The organism is Streptomyces sp. NPDC037288, assembly GCF_055603265.1.
Window position 1 is genome coordinate 95,954 of record NZ_JBVJVY010000018.1, and the last position, 25,317, is coordinate 121,270.

Below are 25,317 nucleotides of genomic sequence, written 5' to 3' on the forward strand. Positions count from 1 at the left end.
GGACGTCATACGACGGGCTTCGGCCGCGCCGGCGGGACGCGACCCCGGTCCCATCGTCGGCCAGCGGCACCGGGCCCGCACCTCCATCCGTCCAGGCAGAGGACACCACGCCGTCGCTCTCGGTCGGCCCCGCGGGCCCGTGCAGACGGGCCCGTCCGGCCTCACGCCTGCGGCATCAGCCCCGCCGCGACCGTCGCCCCCAGTTCCCAGCACGCCTGCGTGCCGGCCTTGCCGGGCTCGCCGGTGACGGTCACCGCGTCGGCCGCGCGGCGCCAGCCGAGGCCGGTGGTGACGGCCTCGATGGCGCGGACGGCACCGGTGACGTCATTGCCGCCGTGGACGTAGTAGCCGAACGGCCGGCCGCGGGTCTCGTCCAGGCAGGGGTAGTAGATCTGGTCGAAGAAGTGCTTCAGCGCACCGGACATGTAGCCCAGGTTCGCCGGGGTGCCGAGCAGATAGCCGTCGGCTTCCAGGACGTCGGAGGCGGTCGCGGACAGGGCCGCCCGCCGGACGACGCGGACACCCTCGATCTCCGGTGTCGTGGCGCCGGAGACGACGGCCTCGAACAGCGCCTGGCAGTTGGGCGACGGGGTGTGATGGACGATCAGCAAGGTAGGCACACCCCGCACCCTGCCGTGCGCCCGTGTCCCCTCGCAAACGGCGGGCGTGGCAGGCGGCGCGGCGGGGTAGAGGCTGTGCACGGGACGGACGGGAGGGGCTGCCGTGACCGGTACGGACGCACTCATGGCCGGTCTCTCCCCGGAGTGGCTGCCGGACGGCTACCGGTGCCGGCCGGCCGGCATCGCGGACGCGGGCGCGATCCGCCGGCTGGTCGCCGCGTGCGAGCGCGAGCTGGACGGCCGCGCCGTGACCGGCGCCGACCGGATCACCGCCGAACTCACCCTGCCCGGTGTGCGGCCGGAGTCCGACACGCTGCTCGTGCACGACCGCGCGGGCGGACCGGCCGGCTTCGGCTGGGTGCGGGGACGGCGGGCCGGGGTCCAGGTGCACCCCGCTCACCAGGGGCGGGGCCTCGGCGGTGCGCTGCTCGCCTGGACCGAGACCCGGGCACGGGAACAGGGCAGTGACCGGATCGCGCAGACCGTCTCCGACACCGATCACGCCGCCACCGCGCTCCTGCGGGCCGGCGGGTATTCCCGGCTAGTCACCGAGTGGCTGCTGGAGATCGCGCTGCCGCACGAACCGGAGGTGCCCGATCCGCCGGCGGGCATCACCGTACGGCCGTTCCGGCACGGCGACGAGCAGGCCGCGTACCGGCTCACCGAGGACGCCTTCGACGAGTGGCAGCCACGGCGGAAGAGCTACGCGGAGTGGGCGCGGCGCACCGTCGAACGCACCACGTTCCTGCCGGCGGCCTCACCGGTGGCCCTCGCCGGCGACCAGATGGTCGGGGCGGTGCTGTCGCTGGACGTGCCGGGCCACGACGAGGGGTACGTCGAGCGGGTCGCGGTACGGCGCGACCACCGCGACCGGGGCATCGCCCGCACGCTGTTGTGGGAGGCGTTCCGCGCCTTCCGCCACCACGGCAGGCCGGCCTGCACCCTGTGGACCCACTCCGGCACCGGCGCGCTCTCGCTCTACGAGCGCCTCGGCATGACGGTCCGGCGCAGCTCCACGGTCTACTGCAAGGCACTCGTCACCGACTGACCGGGACCTGCGGCGGCGGGACATGGCGTTCGGCGTTGTCGGTGCCCTCGGTTACAGTGACGCCCCTGAACAGGAGGGGGAGAAGGACGTGCAGGTCAGGGTGGGGTCCGTGCGGGGCAGAGCGGTCGTGGCGGTGACGCTTGCGGCGGTGCTGGGCGGGTGCGCGGAGTCGGCGGACGGTGACGGGAAGCGCGTTTCCAGCGCGTCGCCGAGCGCCCGGAGCGAGGGGGCCGAGGGGAGGGCGACGGCCAGCGGCGGTTCGGTCGGTGCGGCCGGTTCGAACTGCGAACTGCCCGTCCGTTTCGACATCGCCAAGGACTGGAGGGCCAAACCGGTCGACGCCCGGAAGGAGTTGTCGAAAGCCTCGAAGGGCTCCGGCGGCGACCTGAACGGGGCACTCGCCGACGCCTTCCTGCGCCAGGGGCCGGTCACCACGGCCTGCGAGATCGACGCCAAACCGGCGGGCCACATCGGCTTCCTGCGCGTGTGGACGGGCAAGCCAGGGGACGCCGACGCGGGCAGCGTGCTGCGCCGGTTCATCGCCGCGGAGGACAACGTCAGCAAGGAGAAGTACCACTCCGTCAAGACCGGCGGCGGACTGAGCGGCGTGGAAGTGGAGTACCTCTACACCAGCAAGCTCCTGGAAGAGACGAAGAAGGAGACCGCCCTCGCGGTCAGCACGCCGGACGGCCCGGTCGTCCTGCACCTCGGCGGCATGGACAGCGAGGAGCACGACGCGATGCGGCCCGCGTACGAACTCGCCAAGCGGACACTGAAGTTGAGCTGAGCGCAGCTGCGGGCCGCGCTCACTCGACGTCATGGACCGGCCCGGGTACGTGAGAGATCCGGCGTCCGCGACGGGGATCCCGTGGCGGCCGAGCCGGTCGCCGAAGGCGTGGGCGGCGGCGGTCAGTAGCGCAGGCGCCTGGCCCGGAGCAGCATGATCAGGCCCGACAGGGCGAGCAGGGTGCCGAGGGCCGCGGGCCACAGATGCGCCCCGGTCTCCGCGAGCGCGCCCTGCGTGCCCTGCGGTTGGGGCCGCGCGGAGGCGGGCGGGACGTTTCCGGCGGCGGTGGCCTGTGCGGGCGGGGACTGGACGGCCGTGGGTGTGGGTGTCGGTGTCGGTGTCGGTGTGGCCGGTGCCGCGGAGCTGTCCTGCCGGGCGGGACCGTGCTGGGTGGTGCCGCCGTTCTGCTGGGAGGGGCGGCTCTGCGCCTTGGTGGGCTGACCTGGCTCGGCGGGCTGGTCCTGCTTGGTGGGCTGGTCCTGCTTGGTGGGCTGTTGCTGTTGCCGCTGGGTGGAGCGGTGCGGTGTGGTCGTCGCGTCGGTCCTCGGCCTCTCGGTGGGCTGGGCGGCCGAGGATGCCGGTGCGGAGGTGGCGGTGCCGCCGGGCTGCTCCGTCACACCGTCGCCCGGGACAGCCGTAGCACCGGAACCGGAACTCGCCGTGGGGGCCGGCGTCGTACCGGAGCCGTCGCCGCCATGGCCGCAGGTGCGGCCGGAGTTGATGCAGTCGACCATCTCGCGCATCAGGTCCTCGTCGAAGACGTCGATGAAGTCGCCGTGGTCGGTGACGGGCTTGTGCAGTTGCTCGGGGAAGGAATCGACCGCGAAGAGCGGCACCGTACGGCCGCCGTCCTGGACGCTCGGCGCCTTGACGTCGTAGACGATGCGCTGCACCAGCTGCGGAATGGCGCGGAAGCCGGCCGGACAGGAGCCGTCGGGAGCGGTGAAGGCCACATGGGTGCGGTGGTTGGCGCTGTCGATGTTGCGGCCGTCCCAGCAGCTCTGGAACCGGAAGGTGCGCACCACGTCACTGCCCGGCGGGCACAGCGGGTACTTGTCCTTGAGCTGCCGGTCCTCGTAACCGGTGCAGCTCCAGGACGCGTTGGCGTTGCCGGGCCCGTTGACGAAGGCCTTGGCGTCGCCGGTGATGATGCGCAGGAACCGCGGCATGGCGGTGACCTTGCCGCGTGGGTTGCCCACGAACGTCAGCGTGACCTGCCGGGGCGTGACGATCTGGCCCGCGTTGCCCTCCGTGCCGCCGCCCGGGGAACCGGCGTCGCGTTCCTGTGTGCCGTTCTGCAGGCGCAGCACCGGCCAGTAGTACGTGGACCTGTCGCCCTGGTCGGCACAGCTCGTCCCGGCCTTCGCCAGGTCGTCGTCGCTCGCGAAGGCGTTGTTGCCCTGGTTGCCGACGTAGTCGTGGAAGTGGTGGGCGCCGTTGGAGACGCCGGGAGCGACGATGACGTTGTCGGAGTTGAACAGGCCGTTCGCGTTGACCCCGCACTCGGAGGAGAAGGTGCCGCGCGAGGCGTCCGCCTGCTGCGGCGGGGTCGGCAGGCCGGGCTGTACGGAGGTGATGTCCGCGTAGTCGGAGACGACCGGTCCGTTGCCGCCCTGGCCGGCTCCGGTCTGCTGGGCACCCCCGCTCGGGGCGGCGGTCGCCTGAGCAGCGTCACCCGCCCCGCCGCCGGCGGGGCGCAGGGTGCAGGCGGCCAGGGCGTCCAGGCCCTGCGGGCGCTCCCCCACCCGGTCGATGGCGTCGGCGATCCGTCCTATCGCCGCGGCCCGCTGCTCCTTCAGCGGGTTCATGATCGTGTCGTCGACGGAGCCGGAGGCCTGGCCCGTGGCCTGGCCCGTGGACTGCCCGGCGGCCTGGCCCGGCTGCTGCTGGAGCTGCCGGTACGCCGCCGCCGTCTGCCGGTCCAGCAGGGCGAGTTCGCGGTCCACGTCGGAACGGGCCGCGTCCGGTACTGCGGTCAGCCGGCTGCCGACATCGGGGCAGTCGATCGTCGCCATGCCCGCGGACAGGACGTGGCCGGTGCCGTTCGCGCCGGCCCCGTCACCCCAGCCCTCGGTCGCCGAGGCGTAGACGTTCGCCGCGACGAGGCCGCCTCCACCCAGCATCAGGGCGACCGCTGCGAAGGTCGCGCGTCGTACGCCGGTCGGGCGTCTGCGGTTGTTGCGTGCCAAGGTCGTCCCCTGTGTGGTGTGTGCGCCGGTCGGGCATGGAGCTCCCCCGCCTGATACGGAGGGCGGCGGCGATGTGTTCAACGGCCTCGTGAATTCACCGGTATCTCACAGGAAAACGCGGATCCCTCCCCTTCCCCTTCGAACGCCGCCACGAACATCACAAATACGTATCGGACATTCCACGCCTCAACCTTCACACGAGGTACACACGTTGGTTAGGTTGACGCGAGGCCGCCCGGCGCTCGACGGAGCCGGACGAGACGGCCCAACTGCCCCGTGGGGCAAGGAAGGAGCATGTCTTCCATGGCGCCGGAGAGCCGCGACGAGGTTCCGCACCGGGACGAGGTCCGGCAGCGGATCAACTCCCTCTACGACCAGGCCGAGAACGCGACGGGGAACTACAACGCGACGCGGGCCATGGCCTCGGTGACGCGCTCGCGGGGCGTTCCGCTGGCCAAGCGGTCGGGCCGGCGGCCGGATCCCGCTCTCGACGAGGTCGCCCGGCCGTGGTTCGACATGGCGCGCGCCAAGCTCGGACCGACCGTCCCCGCCGTGCTGCCCGCCGACCGGCTTCCCGACCGCCCGGCTCCGGGGCGCCTCCGGGGGCGCACGGGGGGTGACCTTCCGGGCGGCACACCGGACGCGCTGGGAACGGGCCTGTCGGCTCGGCGGCCGGAGGCCCTGGAGCGGGCCGCCGACCGCGCGGTGGCCGAGCTGACGGCCGGCCCGGCACCGGACCCCGAGCAACTGGCCCGAGCCGCGCGAGAGGGCGGACGCGCGGCGCTGCCCACCCCTCGGCGCCCCGAACTTCCCGGCGTGGCCGACGAGTTGACCGGCCCTGCCGGTACGGGAGCGCGCGGCGCGCGGACACCGGCACCGGCGCTGCCGGGCCCCGCGGCCCTGGTGGGTGCGCAAGGGCAGGCAGTACCGGCCGACGTCGGGATGCCGCGACCGGTGCCGGATGTTCCCGGGCTCGGTCTTCCGCTGGAACCGGCCGGCCCGGGCCCCGGCGAGACGGCGGTCCTTCCGGTGACCGGACTGCCCGCGCCCCAGGACGTCCCGGCCCAGGAACCGTGGACGCCCTCCGGCCCCACCGCGCCGGGCCGCCCCTCCCCCGCCGCGTCCAAGGCCGGCAACCAGCGCAAGCTCGCCGCCGCGAGTGACGTGATCTCCCGGTACGCCGCCCAACTCGTCGGCGCGATGGCCGTACCACCCGCGTCCGCCACGGCCATGCCGCCCGCGTCCAGCGCGGCGGCACCGCCCGCTGCCGTTTCGGTCGCACCGCCCACGCCGGTTACGGCCGCGCCACCGACACCCATGACGACCACACCGGCCGCACCGGTCCCGGTATCACCACCCATGTCCCTAGCGGCCGAGCCGCCCGCTTCCGTTGCGCCCGCACCGCCGGCCCTCCTCACTGCCGCACCCGTTGCGCCCGCACCGCCGACCGCCCTCACTGCCGTGCCCCTCGCGCCCGTATCTCCCGCGCAGCCCGCCTCGGACCCCGGAACCGGTCAGTGGCAGCAGTCGCAGTGGACGTCACCGGACGGGTTGGTCGCCGCGATACCGGCCGAGGACACCTGGTCCTCCTGGTCCACCACCGGGGCCTCCGTGACCGGTACCGGTTCCTTCCCGCCCCTGCCCGAGTCACCCCGGGCGGTGCGGGCCGCCAAGGCCATCGCGTTCGCTCGGGCACAGATCGGGAAGCCGTGCGTGTGGGGTGCGACGGGGCCGGACTCGTACGACTGCTCCAGTCTCACCCAGGCCGCCTGGAAGGCCGCCGGCGTGACGCTGCCGCGGGCCGCGCACCAGCAGGCACTCGCCGGCGCCCCGGTCACTCTCGCGGGGATGGAGCCCGGTGATCTGGTCCTCTTCTTCGACGACGACCGGCACGTGGGCCTCCATGTCGGCGGCGGCATGATGGTGCACGCGCCGGGCCCGGGGGCGTCGATACGCGAGGAGTCGGTCTACGGTGCCGGCGAGTCGGCGATCCACCGGATCGTGCGGCCCGCCTGACCGGGGTCGGCGGCGGTGCCGGACGGTTCCGGGGAGCAGCCCGGGCCATAAGACAGCACTGGGCGAGTCATAAGATCCCCTTATGAGGTCATAGACGGGACCCTCGTACCAACTTAGGTGTGCCTTAGTTTAGGCTTCTTGATCGAGTCGCCATTCACGCTCGAAGGGAACCTGATCATGCCGCGCCCCCTGCGGGTAGCCATCGTCGGAGCCGGCCCCGCCGGGATCTACGCCGCCGACGCCCTGCTCAAGTCCGAGGTGGCCGCCGACCCCGGTGTGTCCATCGACCTCTTCGAGCGGATGCCCGCCCCGTTCGGCCTGATCCGGTACGGCGTCGCCCCCGACCACCCGCGCATCAAGGGCATCATCACCGCCCTGCACCAGGTGCTCGACAAGCCGCAGATCCGCCTGTTCGGCAACGTCGACTACCCGACCGACATCGGCCTCGACGACCTGCGTGCCTTCTACGACGCGGTGATCTTCTCCACCGGCGCGACGGCCGACCGCGAGCTGTCCGTACCCGGCATCGACCTGGACGGCTCCTACGGCGCCGCCGACTTCGTGTCCTGGTACGACGGCCACCCTGACGTGCCGCGCACCTGGCCGCTGGAGGCCGAGAAGGTGGCCGTGCTCGGCGTCGGCAACGTGGCCCTCGACGTGGCCCGGATCCTCGCCAAGACGGCGGACGAGCTGCTGCCGACCGAGATACCCCCGAACGTCTACGACGGCCTGAAGGCGAACAAGGCCGTGGAGATCCACGTCTTCGGCCGCCGCGGCCCGGCGCAGGCCAAGTTCAGCCCGATGGAGCTGCGCGAGCTGGACCACTCCCCCACCATCGAGGTCATCGTCGACCCCGAGGACATCGACTACGACGAGGGCTCGATCGAGACCCGGCGCGGCAACAAGCAGGCCGACATGGTCGCCAAGACGCTGGAGAACTGGGCGATCCGTGACGTCGGCGACCGGCCGCACAAGCTGTTCCTGCACTTCTTCGAGTCCCCGGCGGAGATCCTCGGCGAGGACGGCAAGGTCGTCGGCCTGCGCACCGAGCGCACCGCCCTGGACGGCACCGGCAACGTCAAGGGCACCGGTGAGTTCAAGGACTGGGACGTCACGGCGGTCTACCGCGCGGTCGGCTACCTCTCCGAGAAGCTGCCCAAGCTGCCCTGGGACCTCGAGACGGGCACGGTCCCGGACGAGGGCGGCCGGGTCATCGAGGAGGGCGGCACCCCCCTGCAGTCCACCTACGTCACCGGCTGGATCCGGCGCGGCCCGATCGGTCTGATCGGCCACACCAAGGGTGACGCCAACGAGACCGTCGCCAACCTGCTGGACGACTACGCGAACGGCAGGCTGCACACCCCCAGCGCGCCCGACCCCGAGGCGGTGGACGCCTTCCTCGCCGAGCACGAGGTCCGCTTCACCACCTGGGAGGGCTGGTACAAGCTGGACGCCGCCGAGCGGGCCCTGGGCGAGCCGCAGGGCCGCGAGCGCGTGAAGCTCGTCGAGCGTGAGGACATGCTGCGGGAGAGCGGGGCGTAGGTCCCCGATTCCGCAGGGCTCGCGAGGGGGCAGGCGCCGAAGCGCCGGCCCCCTCGCCCCGTTCAGGCCTGGGTGGCCCGCCCACTCGGGCGGTCAACCTGCCGTTCCCCAGCGGCAGACGGAGTGCCCCCGGAGCCTCCAAGGCGCCGCGTGGGAAGGCCGTGCGTCCGGCACCCGGCGCGAGCGCGCTCCTCTCCGCCTCCGGGTCACCGGGCTTGAGACGTCTCGGTCTCCCGCGTGTCGCCGGCGTCGAGGCGGCTCAGCGTGGAGCGAACTCGCGGCGGCCGGCCACCGCCAGGACCACGGTCAGCAGGGCGAGCGCAACCGCCTGGGCGATCTCGCCGCGGAGGTACGCGGCGGCTTCGGGCAGCCCGAGCCACGGGTAGAGGGCGGCGACGCGCACGGTCAGGAGGAGCAGGCCGAGCGCGGCGAGGGCGAGCGCACCGCCCGGCGCGGCCCGCTCCGTGCGGCGCACGCTCCACAGCAGCCAGCCGAGGGCGCCCACGACGAAGCAGTTGCCGGGGCCCCACACCAGGTCGGAGGCGCCGGGCAGCAGCACCAGGGACGCGCCCGTCACCACGCACGCCGCCATGAGGGCCAGCCCGGGGGTGCCGGCCGGCAGCCGGGCCGGGGGCGCGTCGCGGTGGTGGGCGGCGCACAGCATGAGGGCCGGCAGCCACGCGAGGAGCGCCAGCGTCACCACGAACGCGGGCTCCGCGATGGTCGTCGCCCCCGTCAGTGAGGACACCAGCGGCCACAGAGTGGGCAGTGCGGCCACCAGGACACCGGTCCGGGCGAGGCGGCGGCGGCCGTACAGGAGGCCGAAGTAGGCGGCTGTCCAGCCCAGCGGCAGGACCCACTGGGCGACGGCGACCGTCCCGCCCAGGAGCCCCTGGCCGGTGAACCCCGAGAAAAACATCCGCCGTTCGGCACTTCCCCGGGTGAACGACCAGGTCAGCTGCAGGATCGGCTCGACGACGGCGGAGGCCGCCAGGACCAGGACGGCGACCAGCGCGAAGAGCCGGGCGCCCGATCCGAGCAGCACGTAGGGGCGGGGCGCCCCTGCGGCGCCGAGGCGGCTGCGCACCGCCAGGGCGGCGATGCTCGCCACCTCGCCGAGCGTGGGCCGGCTCTGGTCCTGTGTGTCGCGGTCGAGGTCGCCCAGATACGTCTCGACCATCTCCTCCTCCCGCTCGCGCCGGTAGTAGGCGGGGAGCAGGCGCAGGACGGCTCGGTAGCGGGCTTCCAGCAGCGTGGTCATGCGTAACCTCCCGCGAGTCCGGGTGCGGTGGGGGGTTCGAGCCCGGCCGGGCCTTCGGCGGCGGGGCGGACGGCGGCACCGGCGCGGCGGCCCTCGGCGATGCGCCGCTTGGCCGCCCCGGCCCCGGCGGCCATCCGCTCGGCCTCCGCGTCCAGGGCCGCGACGCCGCCGTCGGTGAGCCGGTAGTAGCGCCGCAGCCGGCCCTGCTGGACCTCTTCCCGGTCCAGCACGATCAGGCCGTCGGCGGTGAGCCGGTCCAGCACCCCGTACAGCGTGCCGACCCGCAACTGCACCTCTCCGCCGGACAGTTCCTCCGTCTCGCGCAGGATGCCGTAACCGTGCCGAGGCTGGTCGGCGAGCGCCGTCAGGACGAAGAACGCCGCCCGGGTCATGCTCTTCGCTGTCATGAAGCCAGAATATATCGCCTGCCGATATATATCGAGAGGCTGACACGTGCGCGTGCCGACGGAACCCGCGTGCCATGGGAACGGGGTCCGCCCCTGAGCGGATGGACGGGCGGACCCCGTTCGCGGACCATTCTGGGCGCCGTACGACGGCACGACCACGTGTGAGGGACGGCGGGCCGACGCATGCCCCACGCGCCCCGGGTGTACGGCGCGCGTCCCGTGCGCGGGGGCGCGCGGGATCCGCCACGCGCCGCCTCCCGGCCCCGGACGACGTCACGCACGGGCGAGCGGTGATACTGGGAGACACACCCGCCCCCATCAGCAGATTGGCTCATGTCGAACTCCGCCACCGACCGCGCCACCATCCCGCAGACCCTCTGGGCGGCCCGGGGCCGCCACACCGGTCCCGCCCCCGAGGAGGTCGTCCGCCGCACCCTGCGCCGGCACAAGGAGAACGGGGACATCGACGACTTCGCCGAACCCCCCGTAGGTGAATCCCCCGGAGGTGAATCCCCCGCAGCCGAACCCCGCGAGGACTCGGGGCGGCGGGTCTTCGAGGCGCGCTGGCGCGCCGGCGGCACGGTCACCGTGCGGGCCCGGCTCACCCTTGTGGCGCGCGAGGGCCGGCCCCCCGGGCACGAGTGGCGGCTCGTCGCGGAGGCCGAGCGCCCGTGGGACGAGGCGTGGCCCTCACCGGCGACGCTGTTCTGGCCCGCGGGCGGTGGCGGCGAGGACGGCTCCTGGGACCACCACGCCACGGTCGCCGGCGTGCGCTTCCGGCAGGTCAACGCGCTGCCCGCGGACGACAAGGAGATGCGGCGCAGGCTGCGGGAGGCGGCGCGCGAGGCGTGGTGCGTCAACGTCGTCGTGCACGAGGCGATGACCCCGGACGAGCAGGGCCGGCTGCCGCTGGCCCGGCTGCTGCCGCCGGGCCTCAGGCACCGCGTCGTCGAGCACCGGGCCGCGCCGCACCAGTTCCGTGCCGTCAACTGGGCACTGAAGGACCTCGGCGTCGAGGTGCCGCGCGGCGGCGCCGTGCTGCTGCCTCCGGATCCTGCTCCGGAGGGCTACGACGGCGGCGAGCACCGCGTGCGCAGCGTCTTCCTGGACGGTTCCGAACCGGCCGAACTCGTCGCGGTGCTGCGGCACTTCGTCGCCCTGCCCCGGCCGGTACCGCGCGAGGTCGAGGAGGCGCTGACCGACCTGCGGGAGAACTGGACCCTGATGACCCTCCAGGAGGAGCTGGAGCGTGAACGGCGGCTGGTCGCCGTGTACGCCGAGGCGCTGGAGGCGATGACGAAGTCCCGGGACCTGTACAAGGAGGCCGCCGAGCAGGCCCTGGAGGCCCTCGCCGCCTACCGTGACGTCCCCGTCCCCGCCCTGCCGCAGCAACGGCCCGAGTCCCGGACAACGGGTGCGCTGCAGCCGCTGACGCGGACGTTCGAACGCCTGAGGTCGGCGGCCAAGGCCCGCCGCCAGCTGCCGCCGGCCCCCCAGGGCCCCGCCGAGGACCCGGCGAGCCGCGGCGCACCGGACACACCGGCGTCGGCCGGACCCGCGGCGCAGAGCGGCGGCACGCAGACCTGCGACGGGACGGAGCGGCGGTCGTGACCGTCGGTCACGCCGGCCGCCGGGTCCTACGGGGGACGGTCACGACGGCTCCCGGCCCCGCTGCGACGGCACGGTTTGGGACCGGCAGTCGGCGCACACCCTCTCCGTAGGAGCCGGAAGTCGTCGTAGCCGTCTCGTCGTAGCCGTCTCGTCGTAGCCGTCTCGTCGCAGCCGTCTCGTCGGAGCCGTCTCGTCGGAGGCCGGAAGGAGGAGGCCGGATGGATTCCGCCACCACCCTGCTGGTGATCGGCGCCGTCGTCGCGGCCGTGCTGCTCGTCGTCGCCCTCGGACTGCTCGTGCGGCTGGTGCGTGCCCGGCGCGCGCTGCAGCGGGCCGGACTGCCGACGGGGCCGCGCTGGGTGTTCTGGGGCGCCATCGCCTATCTGCTGCTCCCCACCGACCTGCTGCCCGATCCTGTCTACCTGGACGACATCGCCGTCCTGCTGCTGGCGCTGCGCAGCCTGCGCGCCGCCCGGCCGCTGCCGCCCGGTCCGACCGAGCCCTGAACGGCCGCCGCGGCCTCATCATGGAGCGATGCGAACCGAGTTCACCGGTACACCCGGTACGCCGACGGCCCCGGACGTGGCCGTGGTCATCGACGTCATGCGTGCGTTCACCGTGGCCGCCTGGGCGTTCCGGCGCGGTGCCGAGCGGATCGTCTTCGCCGGCACGCAGCAGGAGGCCCTGGACCTGAAGGCCCGTCACCCGGGGTGGCTCGCCTTCCAGGACGGCGCGCCGGTGCCGGGGTTCGACCTGGCCAACTCCCCTGCCCGGCTGCGCTCGCTGGACGTGCGAGGCCGTACGGTCGTGCAGAAGACCACCGCCGGGACGGCCGGGGCGCTGGCCGTGGCGGAGGCCGGGCTGCTGCTGTGCGCGAGTTTCGTGGTGGCCGGTGCGACCGCGCAGGTGCTGCGGCGGGCCCGGCCGGAGACGGTGACCTTCGTCGTCACCGGGGACGGCGGCCGGGCGGAGGAGGATCGCGCGTGCGCCGAGTACATCGCGGACCGCGTCCGCACGGCCGACGCCGACCCGGCCCCCTATCTCGAGCGGGCCCGGCGTTCCGACGCCGCCGCGCGGCTCGCGGACGGCGTGCGGCGGGGCTGGGCCGGTGTCCACCCCGAGGACGTGGCGATGTGCCTGGAGGCGGACGCCTTCCCGTTCGCCATGGCGGCCGACCGGGTGGACGGTCGTCTGGTGCTGCGTCCGGTGGACGCCGGCAGCGGGGATCCGGGCCGCGGCGGACCGGCGCGCCCGGCGGTCTGAGTCAGCCCGCGTCCGCGCGGCGGTCGCTGCCCGCCACCAGGGTGCCCAGCAGCACCGCGAGGGCCGCGAGCGCGGCCACCGCTGCCGAAGTGTAGGCGAGCCACGGCGGGGCCAGGGTCGCGTCCCAGGGCCGGGACGGGCCGGGCACGCCGGACCATCCGCCGAGCAGCTGTCCGGCGGCGAGCGCCGCCGTGACACCGAGCGCGGCGGTCGCCGTGACGAGCCGGGCCTGCGACGACCGGGCGGGCAGCGCGAGGGCCAGCAGGACGCACAGGACCGAGGCGATGACGGTGGCCGGGACGACGCCCTGGGACGGTCCGGGCCAGGAGTGCGGGGCGTGGGCCACCCCGCACAGGAAGACCAGCAGCGCGGCGCCACGCACGCCCCACGCGGGAGCCACGGACCTCCAGGCGTCCTGGTCCCGGCCCTTCGCCGGGCGAAGCGGCACCGGCCGGCCGCCTGCGGGCCTGACCTTCGCCGGCCGTTCCTTCCCCGGGCCGCCCCTCCCGCCGGGGGCCGCCGCGACCGTGTCGTCGGGCGCGGCCACGGGTTCCGCAGCCACGGGTTCGACGGCCCCCGGTTCCGCAGCCACGGGTCCGGCGGACGCGAGGGTGGCGGGATCGGAGTACCGCATCTCGTGCAGCGGCGTCTTACGCAGCGCGGCGCCGGGCAGCGGGGACCCCGGCAGCGCGGTCTGGGGCAAAGGGGGCTGGGGCGAGGGGGTCTCGGGCAGCGGAGCCTCGAACAGGAGGGTCTCGTGGCCCGGGCGGTCCGCGGCCAGCCGGGCGATCAGCTCGGCGAGTTCCTCGACGGGCCGGTTGGCGGCCGCGGCCCGCAGCGCGGCCTGTCCGCAGTGCGGTTCGACGGTTGCTCGGTGCAGCAGCTGCACGAGCCGGGCGACCTCGTCCAGGGGCCGGCGTTCGGCGGCGGCGCGGATCACCTCGTCGGCGCTGTCGGTGTTCCGCGGCGGCTCGGTCAGCAGGGCCACCAGGCGTGCGAGGTCCTCCACGGACCGGTCGACCCCGATCGCGCGCAACGCGTCGGCCGTCGCCCGGGGGTGCTCGGCCGAGTTCTCCAACAGAGTGATGAGCCGGACGACGTCCTCGACCGGGCGGTCGGCGACGGCCGCGCGGACCAGGCCCTGCAACGGGTCGTCGTACGGAAGGTCGCCCTGGCACGGGGCGTCCTCGCGCGGGGCGTCGTCGCACGGTGTGCCGGCGTGCGCGGTACCGGCGGACCGCTCGTGAGGACCGTCCGGAGGACTCTCGTCGGGGGTTTCGGGGATCGGCTCCGGGGGCGTGGGCGGCCACGTCACGAACTGGGGGGACGGGGTGAGGACCGGCGCGGAGGATATGAGGGCGTCGTCGGGACGGGGGGACGGAGAGCGGGTCGTCATCTCGGCTCCAGTCGCAGGGTGCGGGCGCGGCTGCGCCCCCGCGCACGGCCGCGGCATTACGCAGTCCATTAGTAGGAGCGTGTCGGTGCGCCCGCCACTCCGGTGGGGCACTGGTGTGAGGCGGCCCGGCGGGTGCGGGCCTTCTCCAGGTTTCACCGCCCTCTCCCAGGTGCGTCGCATGGTCCTCCGGGCGCATTCTTGCTGTGTCATCCACCCGAAGGCGCATGGGACGAGGCAGGGGCGATGGCTGGGAGCGGTGGCGAGCAGGTGGTCCGCATGCGGACCCGGCTGGCCACGTTGCTGGCCGAGGCCTCGACCGGCGCCCTCGGCGCGGCCGGCGGCCGGGTGGCGGGTGTCTATCTGCGGTCCGGCACCCCCGGTCTGCTGCGTCTGGCGGTGCTCGCCGGGCTTCCCGGCCCGCTGTTCCGGGCCTGGTGGCGGCTGCACATCGGCCGCCCCTTCCCCGTCGCCGACGCCTATCGCCTCGGCGTGCAGGTGGTGCTGCCGAACGCCGCCGAGACGGTGCGCCGGTATCCGCAGTTCGCCGCGGGCCTGCCCTTCCCGTTCGGGTCGGTGCACGTCCCGGTGCCGGGCGGGAGCGAGCCGCTCGGGGTGCTCACGGTGCTGCACCCGGCGGTCGCGGACACGGCGGACGAACTGCCGGACCCCGAGTTGCTCGCCCGGCTGGCCGAGGGACTGGGCGCCGAGCTGCTCGCACTCGCCGACGGGGACGCCGGCGCGGTGGTCTGGGACGGCGAGCCGCTGTGCGTACGGCCGCCCGTGAGCCGGCCCGCGCAGGCGGTCGTGGCGCAGTTCGACTGGGATCCCGAGAGCTGCGCGGTACACGCGGACGAGCGGTTGAACGGCCTCCTCGGTCTGCGCCCCGGGGATGTCGTGGGGAGTGACGCGGCACTCGCGGACGCCGTGGCCCCGCACGACGCGCACCGGATCCTGACCGCGCTGCGCGACACCGCCGCCGGGAGGCCGCCCGCCGCGCCGCTGTGCCTGCGCGGGCGGGACGGCACACCGCGGCTGCTGCACCTGTGGCCGGCCGCCCCGGAAGGGGCGGCGGAGCGGGTCGGCGGGGTGGTGTTCGAGCCCGGTCCCGCCGCCTCCGCGGAGGGCGCGGCCGACCTGCTGCCGCAGGGCGTGTTCTGCCTGGACCGGGTGGGTCTGGTCGTGTACGCCAACCAGGCCGCGGCCCGGCTCGCCGGACGGGAGCGCGAGTGGCTGCTCGGGCGGCCCCTGTGGGAGGCGATGCCGTGGCTGGCCGGTCCGCCGTACGACGACCATCTGCGCGGCGCCCTGCTGGCCCAGGAGCCGGTGCACTTCCATGTGCGCCGGCCGGCCGACGACCGCGCCGAGCCGGGGGCGGGCGACTGGCTCGCCGTGTCGGTGCATCCCGGTGAAGACCTGCTGACCTGCACACTCGTCCCGGCCAGCCGCATGGACACACCGGTCGAACCGGTCGTCGAGGAGCATGTCCCGGAGGACACCGCGGCGGCCGACCACTCGATGGCCCCGCTGTACCGGCCGATCGCCCTGGCCATCGCGCTGACGGACGCGGTGACCGCCCGGCAGGTGTCGGCCGTGGTGATGCAGGAGCTGCTGCCCGCGTTCGGCGGCCGTCGCCTCGCCATCTACCTGTTGCAGGAGCGGCATCTGTACCTCGCCTGGGAGACCGGCTTCCCGCAAGGGTTCCTGGCCCCGTTCGAGGGAGTCGGCCTGGACGCGCGCGTGCCGGGCGTGGAGACCCTCACCACGGGCCGGCCGCTGTTCTTCGAGTCGATGCAGCAGATCGCGGTCGCCTACCCGGGCATCCCGCTGGACGCCGACGAGGGCGCCCGCGCCTTCCTGCCGCTGATCGCGTCCGGCCGGCCGGTCGGCTCCTGCATCCTCGGTTTCGAACGGCAGCGCAGTTTCAGCACGGAGGAGCGCACGGTCCTCACCGCGCTCGCCGGGCTGATCGCGCACGCCATGGAGCGGGCCCAGCGCTACGACAGCGAGGCGGCCCTCGCCCGCGGTCTGCAGCAGGCTCTGCTGCCCCGCCGGCTGTCGGCGCATCCGCAGGTGGAGACCGCGGGCCGGTATCTGCCCGGCACGCAGGGCATGGACGTGGGCGGCGACTGGTACGACGTGGTGGAGGCCGGTGACGGGCTCGCGCTGGTGATCGGTGATGTGCAGGGGCACGGGGTGCAGGCGGCGGCCACGATGGGGCAGCTGCGCACCGCGGTGCGCGCGTTCGCGCTGGGCGACCGGCCGCCCGACGAGGTGATGAGCGGCACCAACCACCTGCTGATCGACCTCGATCCCGGTCAGTTCGCCAGCTGCTGCTATCTGCGGCTGGACCCCGCCACCGGCCGGGTCCGGATCGCCCGGGCGGGGCATCCGCCGCCGCTGCTGCGCCCGCCCAGCGGACCGACCCGGGTACTGGACATCCCGGGCGGTGTCGTCCTCGGTGTCGACCCGCGGGCCCGGTACCCGGTGACCGAGCTGGTGCTGGAGCCGGACGCGATCCTCGCCCTGTACACGGACGGGCTGGTGGAGCGGCCGGGTGCGGACATCGACGACGGCATCACGGCGCTGCGGCTGGCGCTGAACAGGGCCGGATCCGCGGCCGGACGGCGCGGCGGGCGGTCCCTGGCCGGGGTCGCCGACCGGCTCACGGCCACCGCCCGGCATGCCACCGACCGCCCCGACGACGTGGCGCTGCTGCTCGCCGCCCGCCGTTCGGCTCCCCTGCGTCACCGGTGACCGGAGCATGTCACACCGATCGGCAACCGCCGCAACGGGCCGCAGTCTCGCCTGACGGAGCCGGGCAGTGTAGACATGGGCACATGGTGCGACTGCCCGGCAGGCCTGCGACCCGGCCGCCCCGTCCTTTCGGGCACCCGCGCGCAGCGCAGGGCCCGCGGCCCGACGGCCCGGGTGAAAACGGCAGCCGGCCCGGGGTGCTGCGGTCCGCGGTGACCGGGCGCAGCGTCGCCGGGCAGGTTTTCGTCCTCCAAGTGGTGATCGTGCTGCTACTGGTCGTCTCGGCGGTGGTGGCGCAGGTGCTGCAGGTGCGGCACGACAGCGATCTGGAGGCGCAGAACCGGTCGCTCGCCGTCGCGGAGACGTTCGCGAACGCGCCCGGCACGGCCGCCGCGCTGCGCTCCCCCGATCCCACGGCCGTGCTGCAGCCGCGCGCGGAGGCGGCCCGCAAGGCGACCGGCGTGGACTTCATCGTCGTGATGGACACCGACGGCATCCGTTATACGCACCCCAAGCCCGACCGCATCGGCAAGAAGTTCGTCGGCACGATCGGCCCGGCGCTGGCCGGGGGCACGGTCACCGAGCACGTCAACGGGACGATAGGCCCGCTGGTGCAGGTCGTGGTGCCGGTGAAGGACGCGGGCGGCACGGTGGTGGGTCTGGTGTCGGCCGGGATCACCACCGCGCACGTGGGCGGGGCCGCCGCCCAGCAGCTGCCCCTGCTGCTCGCGGCGGCAGCGGCGGCGCTCGCGCTGGCCACCGCGGGCACGGCCCTGGTCAGCAGACGGCTGCTGCGTCAGACGCACGGCCTGGGACCGTACGAGATGACGCGCATGTACGAGCACCATGACGCGGTGCTGCACGCGGTCCGTGAGGGTGTGCTCATCGTCGGCGGCGACGGCCGGCTGCTGCTCGCGAACGACGAGGCGCACCGCCTGCTCGACCTGCCGCGGAACGCCGAGCTGCGCAGCGTGCTGGAGCTGGGACTGGACGGCGAGACGGCGGCGCTGCTGGCCTCGGGCCGGGTGGCCACGGACGAGGTGCACCTCGTCAAGGACCGGCTGCTGGCCATCAACCAGCGCCCCACCGACCTGCGCGGCGGCCCCGCCGGCAGTGTCACGACGCTGCGCGACTCCACCGAGCTGCGCGCCCTGTCCGGCCGTGCCGAGGTGGCACGGGAACGGCTGAACATGCTGTACGACGCCGGAGTGGGCATCGGCACCAGCCTGGACGTGAGCCGTACCGCCGAGGAGCTGGCCGAGCTGGCGGTGCCCCGGTTCGCGGACTTCGCCACCGTCGATCTGTTCGACGCGGTGCTGCACGGCGAGGAGCCGAGGCCGGGCACGGCGCTGCGCCGTGCCGCCTGTGCCGGGATCCGCAAGGACGAACCCCTGTACCCGGTCGGCGAGCGGATCCGGTTCGTGGCCACCTCGCCGCAGGCGCGCAGCCTGACCACCGGGCAGTCGGTGCTGGTGCCCCGGCTGCGCGAGGCGCCCGGCTGGCGCGCGCAGGACCTGGAGCGCACCGACCAGGTCCTGGCGTACGGCATCCACTCGCTGATCACCGTGCCGCTCCGGGCGGGCAGCCTGGTGCTGGGCGTGGCGAACTTCTGGCGGGCGGAGAAGCCGCAGCCGTTCGACGCCGAGGAGCTGGCCCTCGCCGAGGAGCTGGTCGCGCGGGCGGCGGTGTCCATCGACAACGCCCGCAGATACACGCGCGAGCACAGCATGGCGGTCACCCTGCAGCGCAGTCTGCTGCCGCGCAGCCTGCCCGAGCAGGGCGCGCTGGAGCTCGCCTACCGCTATCTGCCGGCGCAGGCCGGGGTGGGCGGCGACTGGTTCGACGTGCTGCCGCTGTCCGGCGCGCGGGTGGCGCTGGTGGTGGGGGACGTGGTGGGACACGGGCTGCACGCGGCGGCCACCATGGGCCGGCTGCGCACGGCGGTGCACAACTTCTCGGCGTTGGACCTGCCGCCGGACGAACTCCTCGGGCTGCTGGACGAGCTGGTCGGCCGGATCGACCAGGACGAGACCGCCGCGGACGGCACCGCGGCGATCACCGGCGCGACCTGTCTGTACGCGGTCTACGACCCGGTGGCGCGGGTCTGCACCCTGGCCCGGGCCGGCCATCCGCCGCCCGCGCTGGTCCACCCCGACGGCCGGGTGGAGTTCCCCGAGGTGCCCGCGGGGCCGCCGCTGGGGCTGGGCGGGCTGCCGTTCGAGACGGCCGAGCTGGAGCTGACCGAGGGCAGCCGGCTGGTGCTGTACACCGACGGGCTGGTGGAGGACCGCGAGCGGGACATCGACGTGGGTCTCGATCTGCTGAGCGACGCCCTGCGCGGCACGCCTGACGCGTCGCCGGAGGAGACCTGCCGTGCCGTGCTGGGCCGGCTGCCGGCCCGGCCGAGCGACGACGTCGCGCTGATCGTCGCCCGCACCCGGGTACTGGGCGCCGACCGGGTCGCCGAGTGGCAGGTGCCGTCCGACCCGGCGGCGGTGTCGGAGATCCGGTCGTCGGTGACACGGCGGCTCGCCGACTGGGGCCTGACGGAGCTGGACTTCACGACGGAGCTGATCCTGAGCGAGCTGGTCACCAACGCCATCCGCTACGGGCGCGGCCCCATCGGCGTACGGCTGCTGCGCGACCGGACGCTGATCTGCGAGGTCTCCGACCGCAGCACCACCTCGCCGCACCTGCGGTACGCGGCGAGCACCGACGAGGGCGGCCGGGGCCTGTTCCTGGTCGCGCAGCTCGCGGACCGCTGGGGCACCCGGTACACCCCGCACGGCAAGATCATCTGGGCGGAGCAGCCCTTGCCCTGACCCTGCCGCGGACCCGCCGGCCTCTTCGAGGCGGGGGGACCCACGGACTCGTCGCCATCGAGGGGACTTCGGCAGACCCGGGCGCCGACACGCGGGGACGACGAGGGCCCGGCGGGCGACGACGCGCACGTCTGCGCGTGCGCCGGGCCGTCAGGGCTGGCCGGCGCCGCGGCCGGGCGCGTGTGCGCTCCGCCGGACCCGTTCCGGGTTCCCGGTTCGCCTGAGCGGAGGAGGGGGTCAGGCGCTCAACCGCGAGCGCAGCAGCTGCTTCCCCATCTCGGCGCCCTTGCGGCTGTCGGCCTGTGCCTTGTGGAACAGGTCCACGAGCTCGTTGTCATGCTCGCGTTCGGCGTCCTGGATGTACGTCTCCAGGCGCAGGGCGTTGTCCAGGCACGCCTCCACGTACCAGATCAGGTCGTAGTTCTTGTCGCGCGTGCCGGTGACACCACCGGTCTCGCTGGTGCTGGTCATCGGGCCTCCTCCTTCTGCGGACCCTGTGTGGATGTAGTCCTTGGCAGGCACCGGGTACCCGGGCGACCTGCCGGTACACAGGCGAGTCAGCCGAGGGCGCGGTCGAGGTTGAACGCGGCGCTGATCAGGGACAGATGGGTGAACGCCTGCGGGAAGTTGCCCTGTTGCTCGCCGGTGCGGCCGATCTCCTCCGCGTACAGGCCGAGGTGGTTGGCGTAGGTGAGCATCTTCTCGAAGGCCAGCCGGGCCTCGTCCAGCCTGCCCGCCCGCACCTGTGCCTCCACGTACCAGAAGGAGCAGATCGAGAAGGTGCCCTCGTCGCCGCGCAGTCCGTCGGGGCTGGCCTGCGGGTCGTAGCGGTAGACGAGGGAGTCGGAGACCAGGTCCTCGGTCAGGGCGTCCAGGGTGGACAGCCACTTGGGGTCGGTGGGGGCGACGAACTTGGCGAGCGGCATCATCAGCAGGGACGCGTCCAGGACGTCGCCGCCCTCGTACTGCACGAAGGCCCCGCGCTCCCCGGACCAGCCGCGGTCCATGATCCGCCGGTAGATCGTGTCGCGCGCCTGCCGCCAGCGGGGCAGCTCGGCGGGCAGTCCGCGCCGGTTGGCGAGCCGGATGGCCCGCTCGATCGCGACCCAGCACATCAGCCGCGAGTACAGGAAGTTCTTGCGGCCCCCGCGGGTCTCCCACACGCCCTCGTCGGGCTGGTCCCAGTGGTCGCACACCCAGTCGACCAGGTGGCACACGTCGTCCCACTGGCCGCTGGAGATCGGCTGGGCCCACTTGTCGTACAGGTAGATCGAGTCGATCAGCGCGCCGTAGATGTCCAGCTGGAGCTGGCCGGCGGCGGCGTTGCCGACCCGGACCGGGGCGGAGCCCAGATGGCCCTCCAGGTGCGGGAGCAGGCGCTCGGGCAGTTCGGAGCGGCCGTCGATGCCGTACATGATCTGCAGCGGGGCGGAGCCGTCAGCGTCGCGCGGGGTGATGTGGGTGGTGAGGAACCGCATGAACGCCTCGGCCTCGCCGGCGAAGCCGAGCCGTAGCAGCGCGTAGACGGCGAAGGCGGCGTCGCGCACCCACACATACCGGTAGTCCCAGTTGCGCTCGCCGCCGAGCTGCTCGGGCAGGCTGGTGGTGGGGGCGGCGACGATGGCGCCGGTGGGGGCGTAGGTGAGCAGTTTCAGGGTGAGCGCGGAGCGGTGCACCATCTCGCGCCAGCGGCCCCGGTAGCGGGACTGGCGCAGCCAGCCGCGCCAGTAGGCGACCGTGGCGTTGAACTCGTGCTCGGCCTCGGCGTGGGCGCAGCCGCGGGGGGCCACCGCGGCTGCGAGCTGGTCCAGGGCGAACACCGCGGTCTCGCCCTCGCCGAGCTTGAAGTCGGCGCGCGCGTCCCGGGCGTCGCACTCCAGGGTGACCGTGGAGGTGAGCGCCAGGGACCGCTCGGCGGACTCGAAGACGACGGTGCCGTCGACGGTGTTCAGGGTGTGCGGGACGGCGCCGTAGCCGAAACGGGGGGCGACCAGCACCCGGAAGGGCACGGTGCCACGGACGCAGACCACGCGCCGGATCAGCCGGTGCCGCCCCGCCTCGCCCGCGCCGACCGCGTCGTCCGAGGTCACCGGCATGAAGTCCTGTACCTCGCCGACGCCGTCCTCGGTGAAGAACCGGGTGATCAGTACGTTGGTGTCGGGGAAGTAGAACTGCTTGGTACGCGCGGGTACGGCGGCGGTCAGCTCGAAGCGGCCGCCGCGCTCGGCGTCGAGGATCGCCGCGAAGACACTGGGAGCGTCGAAGGACGGACAGCAGTACCAGTCGATCGTGCCGTTCGTGCCGACCAGGGCCACGCTGCGCAGGTCGCCGATGAGCCCGTGCTCGGCGATCGGCAGGTAGCGGGGGCCGGGACGGGTGTCCTCGGGAAACGGGGTCTCGGCCATCGGCGGCCTCCCGGTGAGTGGTGCGAGCTGTTTCCCAGCTTAGGAGCGAGTGCTTCGCCGTGGGACGGGAAGACGCTCCTCACCCGCTTCCCGGGCGCCTGAAGATGCAGGGTGCGCGGATGCGGGCAATGGTGAGAGTGTGCCCCGTTCGGCGGCACCGGCACGGATGCGGTCATCCGGACCGAGGAGGAGGCATCATGTCGACATCCACACCTGACGAGTCCCGGTCGCCCGACGACCACTGCACCCCGGACGCCCTGCTCCACTCCGCTCCCTCCCGGGACATCACCCCGGAGGACCTGGTGATGGCGGCGGGCAGGGACGTCAATCCGAAGAACCTCGCCTGGGCACGCCGCAAGATGGAGAAGGAGGGCCCGACGGCCATCGAGAGGCTGCTGCCGTAGGGCGGTCCGGGGAATCAAGGGCTCCTGTCAAACGGGGGGACAACAGCCGGCCCGAAGGGGCGCGGGGAACCGCGCGAGCAACCGCGGAACGCCCGCGCCCGCCGGGCGGCGTGAAGTCCTACGGCGCAGAGGCGTCGGCAACACACACCACCCGAACAAAGCGGACCGCGTTGTTGGCGAAGCCACCGCGGTTCCAGCGCTGTTCAAGAGGCTGAGTGCGACCGCCCGGGCCGGTCGCACGCGCGCCCACGACATGATCGCCGGGGACCGCGGTCCAGTCGTAGTGCCAGGCACGCCAAGCCCACCGCTGCCCGTCCCGGACCGGATCGAGAACGGCCGGCCTCCAGCTCCCGCCATGGTCCGTACTCACCTCCACCGAGGAGACGGGCAGCTGGCCGGACCAAGCGCGGCCGAGCAGCGTCACGGGCCCCGGCCGCACCACCCGCGTGCGCGACATGAAGTCGGGAAACCCCGGCGGCACGAACAACGCACGCGGTGCGATCCGCGTGACCGGCTCGCCCTCCTCGTCGGCGGTGCGGCGGATCCGGTAGGCGACCGACTGCTGGAAGCCCGTGAACGGTACGCCGCTGACGGTGACCGAGCGCAGCCACTTCACGTGGGCCATGCCGTACCAGCCGGGCACGACCAACCGCAGCGGCCGGCCGTGCTGCGGCGGCAGCGGCGCGCCGTTCATGGCGGTGGCGACCAGGACCTCCGGGTCGTCGCCGACGGCCACGCCGAGGGGCAGGGCCCGCTGGTAGTCCTGTTCGGCACCGCGCTCGACCCCGTGGTCGGCGCCGGTGAAGACGACGTCCGCGGCCGCCGGGTCCGCACCCGCCTCGGCGAGCAGCACTCTGAGCGGTACGCCGGTCCAGTCGGCGGTGCCGACCGCCTCCACCAGCCAGGGCTGGCTGACCGGCCGGGGGGTCAGCAGCGCCCGTCCGTTGCCCGCGCACTCCAGGGTCACACGGGTGGTGACCTGCGGGAACGACAGCAGGTCGGCGAGGGACAGATCGAGCGGGGTACGCACTCGTCCGTCGACGGTCAGCCGCCAGGCACCGGCGTGCGGTACGTACGGGATGTCGTAGTGCGTGAGGACGTAGTGCAGTCCGGGCGGGGTGATGTCGTAGCGGAGGGCTTCCAGGGGCAGACCGTGGTTCCGGGTGGCGAGCGCGAGTTCGTCGGCGCCGATGCCCTCGTGGGGGTCGGCCAGCCGGGCGGGAGCGCTCAGGTCGCCGGGTCGCTGGCCCATGGTGTCATTGTCCTCCCGGGAGACCCGCGCGGCGAGGAGAGGGGGCGCCGACGGCAACTCCCTTACGATTCTGGGGATTCCGGCGGTGGCGATCCCTTCCGGAGGGGGCCGGAGGGCTGTCAGACTCCCGAGGGTGCCCGACTTCGACATGCTCGTCATCGGATCCGGACCCGGCGGCCAGAAGGCCGCCATCGCCGCGGCCAAGCTGGGCCGCCGCGTCGCCGTCGTCGACCGCCCCGACATGCTCGGCGGGGTCTCCCTGCACACCGGGACCATCCCCTCCAAGACCCTGCGCGAGGCGGTGCTGTACCTGACCGGTCTCACCCAGCGCGACCTGTACGGGCAGAGCTACCGGTTGAAGGACGACATCACCGTCGCCGACCTGACCGCGCGCACCCGGCACGTCGTCGCCCGCGAGGTGGACGTCGTCCGCAGCCAGCTCGCCCGTAACCACGTCACCGTCCACTCCGGTACGGCCCGCTTCGCCGACCCGCACACCATCGTCGTGTCCGACCCGTCCGGCCGGGAACGGCACTTGAGCGCGGGGCACGTCGTCATCGCCACCGGCACCCGGCCGGCGCGTCCGGACAGCGTCGCGTTCGACGGGCGGACGATCATGGACTCCGACAACGTGCTCTCGCTGGAGCGGGTGCCGCGGTCCATGGTGATCGTCGGCGCGGGTGTCGTCGGCATGGAGTACGCCTCGATGTTCGCGGCGCTGGGCAGCAAGGTGACCGTGGTGGAGAAGCGGCCCGGGATGCTGGACCTGTGCGACGTCGAGATCGTGGAGTCGCTCAGGTACCACCTGCGGGACCTGGCCGTCACCTTCCGGTTCGGCGAGACCGTCGCCGGCGTCGAACGCCATCCGCGGGGCACGCTCACCGTGCTGGAGAGCGGCAAGAGGATCCCCGCGGACACGGTGATGTACTCGGCGGGCCGGCAGGGCCTGACCGAGGAACTCGACCTGGACCGGGCGGGGCTGGCGGCGGACGCGCGCGGCCGGATCACGGTGGACGAGAACTACCGCACCGAGGTGCCGCACATCTACGCCGTCGGTGACGTCATCGGCTTCCCGGCGCTCGCCGCGACCTCGATGGAGCAGGGCCGCGCGGCGGCGTACCACGCGTGCGGGGAGCCGGCCGGGCGGATGCACCATCTGCAGCCGATCGGCATCTACACCATCCCGGAGATCAGTTTCGTCGGACGGACCGAGGACCAGCTGACCGAGGACCGGGTGCCGTTCGAGGTGGGGGTGGCCCGGTACCGGGAGCTGGCCCGCGGGCAGATCATCGGGGACTCGCACGGCGTGCTCAAGCTGCTGGTGTCCGCGGTGGACCGGACGCTGCTCGGGGTGCACTGTTTCGGTTCCGGTGCGACGGAGTTGATTCACATCGGGCAGTCCGTGATGGGGTGTGGGGGGACCGTGGACTACCTGGTCAACGCGGTGTTCAACTATCCGACGCTGGCGGAGTCGTACAAGGTCGCCGCGCTGGATGCCACCAATCGCCTCCGGCAGATCGACCGACTGGACTAGCGCCGT

At 73.7% G+C, this 25,317-nt stretch carries 19 protein-coding genes; 11 read left to right on the forward strand and 8 right to left on the reverse strand.

All coding sequences use genetic code 11. From position 1 onward, the window contains the following. Positions 1–161 precede the first annotated feature (161 nt). The gene (locus ACZ7GZ_RS21320; protein WP_471026319.1) at positions 162–620 is read right to left on the reverse strand and encodes a flavodoxin family protein; all 459 of its coding nucleotides are present in this window, start codon (positions 618–620) and stop codon (positions 162–164) included. 103 nt (positions 621–723) lie between these two features. On the opposite strand from ACZ7GZ_RS21320, the gene ACZ7GZ_RS21325 reads away from it, so the two are divergent. Both ACZ7GZ_RS21325 and ACZ7GZ_RS21330 read left to right on the forward strand, forming a co-directional pair. Further along, complete coding sequence (locus ACZ7GZ_RS21325) at positions 724–1,668, forward strand: GNAT family N-acetyltransferase (RefSeq protein WP_471026321.1); 945 nt, start codon at positions 724–726, stop codon at positions 1,666–1,668. An 88-nt stretch (positions 1,669–1,756) separates the two neighbouring features. Next, positions 1,757–2,455 carry a lipoprotein gene (locus ACZ7GZ_RS21330; protein ID WP_471026323.1) on the forward strand — a complete coding sequence of 233 codons (699 nt, stop codon included), beginning with the start codon at positions 1,757–1,759 and terminating at the stop codon, positions 2,453–2,455. Between the two features lie 122 nt (positions 2,456–2,577). On the opposite strand, the gene ACZ7GZ_RS21335 is transcribed toward ACZ7GZ_RS21330, so the two are convergent. After that, positions 2,578–4,578: a DUF1996 domain-containing protein gene (locus ACZ7GZ_RS21335; protein ID WP_471026415.1), complete on the reverse strand. Its 2,001-nt coding sequence runs from the start codon at positions 4,576–4,578 to the stop codon at positions 2,578–2,580. A 369-nt stretch (positions 4,579–4,947) separates the two neighbouring features. Here ACZ7GZ_RS21335 and ACZ7GZ_RS21340 point away from each other — a divergent pair, with 369 nt between their 5' ends. Beyond that, the gene (locus ACZ7GZ_RS21340; RefSeq protein WP_471026326.1) at positions 4,948–6,660 is read left to right on the forward strand and encodes a C40 family peptidase; all 1,713 of its coding nucleotides are present in this window, start codon (positions 4,948–4,950) and stop codon (positions 6,658–6,660) included. Positions 6,661–6,837: 177 nt separating this feature from the next. Beyond that, entirely contained in the window at positions 6,838–8,202 is a 1,365-nt protein-coding gene (locus ACZ7GZ_RS21345; RefSeq protein ID WP_471026416.1) for an FAD-dependent oxidoreductase, read from the forward strand. 259 nt (positions 8,203–8,461) lie between these two features. On the opposite strand, the gene ACZ7GZ_RS21350 is transcribed toward ACZ7GZ_RS21345, so the two are convergent. Beyond that, a complete protein-coding gene (locus ACZ7GZ_RS21350) occupies positions 8,462–9,463 on the reverse strand; it encodes a hypothetical protein (protein ID WP_471026327.1) in 1,002 nt (333 codons plus the stop codon). After that, positions 9,460–9,855, reverse strand: a complete 396-nt coding sequence (locus ACZ7GZ_RS21355; RefSeq protein ID WP_471026418.1) for a PadR family transcriptional regulator — start codon at positions 9,853–9,855, stop codon at positions 9,460–9,462. The genes ACZ7GZ_RS21350 and ACZ7GZ_RS21355 overlap by 4 nt, the downstream gene beginning before the upstream one ends. 348 nt (positions 9,856–10,203) lie before the next feature. On the opposite strand from ACZ7GZ_RS21355, the gene ACZ7GZ_RS21360 reads away from it, so the two are divergent. The 3 genes from ACZ7GZ_RS21360 (at position 10,204) to ACZ7GZ_RS21370 (ending at position 12,744) form a co-directional block, all read left to right on the forward strand. Beyond that, on the forward strand, positions 10,204–11,481 hold the full coding sequence (locus tag ACZ7GZ_RS21360) for a hypothetical protein (protein WP_471026329.1): 1,278 nt from the start codon (positions 10,204–10,206) through the stop codon (positions 11,479–11,481). 218 nt (positions 11,482–11,699) lie between these two features. Continuing rightward, positions 11,700–11,987, forward strand: coding sequence for a DUF1232 domain-containing protein (locus ACZ7GZ_RS21365; protein ID WP_471026330.1), 288 nt, complete (start codon positions 11,700–11,702; stop codon positions 11,985–11,987). Between the two features lie 28 nt (positions 11,988–12,015). Continuing rightward, on the forward strand, positions 12,016–12,744 hold the full coding sequence (locus tag ACZ7GZ_RS21370; RefSeq protein WP_471026332.1) for a 2-phosphosulfolactate phosphatase: 729 nt from the start codon (positions 12,016–12,018) through the stop codon (positions 12,742–12,744). Between the two features lies 1 nt (position 12,745). On the opposite strand, the gene ACZ7GZ_RS21375 is transcribed toward ACZ7GZ_RS21370, so the two are convergent. Then, the gene (locus ACZ7GZ_RS21375; RefSeq protein ID WP_471026334.1) at positions 12,746–14,140 is read right to left on the reverse strand and encodes a hypothetical protein; all 1,395 of its coding nucleotides are present in this window, start codon (positions 14,138–14,140) and stop codon (positions 12,746–12,748) included. A 243-nt stretch (positions 14,141–14,383) separates the two neighbouring features. Between ACZ7GZ_RS21375 and ACZ7GZ_RS21380 the strand changes: the two genes are divergently transcribed. Next, positions 14,384–16,894, forward strand: a complete 2,511-nt coding sequence (locus ACZ7GZ_RS21380) for a SpoIIE family protein phosphatase (RefSeq protein WP_471026336.1) — start codon at positions 14,384–14,386, stop codon at positions 16,892–16,894. Between the two features lie 83 nt (positions 16,895–16,977). Beyond that, positions 16,978–19,716, forward strand: a complete 2,739-nt coding sequence (locus tag ACZ7GZ_RS21385; protein WP_471026339.1) for a SpoIIE family protein phosphatase — start codon at positions 16,978–16,980, stop codon at positions 19,714–19,716. 237 nt (positions 19,717–19,953) lie between these two features. Here ACZ7GZ_RS21385 and ACZ7GZ_RS21390 read toward each other — a convergent pair whose 3' ends face one another. After that, positions 19,954–20,187, reverse strand: coding sequence for a hypothetical protein (locus ACZ7GZ_RS21390; RefSeq protein ID WP_360081611.1), 234 nt, complete (start codon positions 20,185–20,187; stop codon positions 19,954–19,956). Between the two features lie 86 nt (positions 20,188–20,273). Next, complete coding sequence (locus ACZ7GZ_RS21395; protein ID WP_471026341.1) at positions 20,274–22,121, reverse strand: glycoside hydrolase family 15 protein; 1,848 nt, start codon at positions 22,119–22,121, stop codon at positions 20,274–20,276. 197 nt (positions 22,122–22,318) lie between these two features. Between ACZ7GZ_RS21395 and ACZ7GZ_RS21400 the strand changes: the two genes are divergently transcribed. After that, a complete protein-coding gene (locus tag ACZ7GZ_RS21400; protein ID WP_471026343.1) occupies positions 22,319–22,525 on the forward strand; it encodes a hypothetical protein in 207 nt (68 codons plus the stop codon). Between the two features lie 118 nt (positions 22,526–22,643). On the opposite strand, the gene ACZ7GZ_RS21405 is transcribed toward ACZ7GZ_RS21400, so the two are convergent. Further along, positions 22,644–23,777, reverse strand: a complete 1,134-nt coding sequence (locus ACZ7GZ_RS21405) for a molybdopterin-dependent oxidoreductase (RefSeq protein WP_471026345.1) — start codon at positions 23,775–23,777, stop codon at positions 22,644–22,646. A gap of 133 nt (positions 23,778–23,910) precedes the next feature. Between ACZ7GZ_RS21405 and sthA the strand changes: the two genes are divergently transcribed. After that, on the forward strand, positions 23,911–25,311 hold the full coding sequence (sthA, locus tag ACZ7GZ_RS21410; protein ID WP_471026346.1) for a Si-specific NAD(P)(+) transhydrogenase: 1,401 nt from the start codon (positions 23,911–23,913) through the stop codon (positions 25,309–25,311). Positions 25,312–25,317 lie beyond the last annotated feature (6 nt).